The 702-nt window shown below is 49.6% G+C and carries 1 pseudogene; it reads right to left on the bottom strand.

Going from position 1 to position 702, the window contains the following annotated elements:
- Positions 1 to 145 precede the first annotated feature (145 nt).
- Positions 146 to 702 (bottom strand): annotated as a pseudogene (locus R8N49_RS27215) (folate-binding Fe/S cluster repair protein); the annotation flags it as partial.

Consider the following 702-nt stretch of genomic DNA (forward strand, 5'->3'; position numbering starts at 1 on the left):
CAATATCGCTTTGACCATTTGAGAAGGGCGAATGCCGCGTTGTTGCGCGGCATCCTCAATTGTTGTAGCTGGTCTTTGATGCGGAAGCAGACGAAACGTGATGTTTTGGTCGGCAAGAAACTGCATCAAAGGAGTATGAATGGCATTATTCATCATCAAGGCTGTAAGGCAATTCTGCGATGGTCCATTCACAATCAGGCTGAGACGTCAAACGAAGGCGAGTGTCGTCATCCAGATTATTTGGTAACACGATCAAACCCATAGCTTGGTTATCACTGAATTGATAGTGAGCCAGTAACGTGCCGACTGAGCGCCAGTTGTCGCCTACGCTGCGTTCTAGTTCAATCGCATCATCGTTTAACGCGGTCGACGTTGCGCCTTTCACGATGTACATAGCGCGCTTGTTTGTGCCGCGGTATTTCGCTCGAGCTACGGTTTCTTGGCCTGTGTAACAGCCTTTAGTGAAGCTAATGCCACCTAGGGCTTGAATGTTCAAGGCTTGTGGAATGTGCTCGTTTTGCGCTGTGGCAGAAACGAATGGCAGTGCAGATTCAATGTCGAACCGAGTCCAAAGCTCGCGTGTTGTCAGCGTAGCATCGCTGTTTTCGATCAGTGCTTGCGCCGCTTCTTCTGTCACAACAAGTAACCAACGGTTCGCCTCTACTTTTACCGCAGTGCCGCCATTGATGATGCGTACATCAC

Source organism: Vibrio sp. 1978, assembly GCF_033344345.1.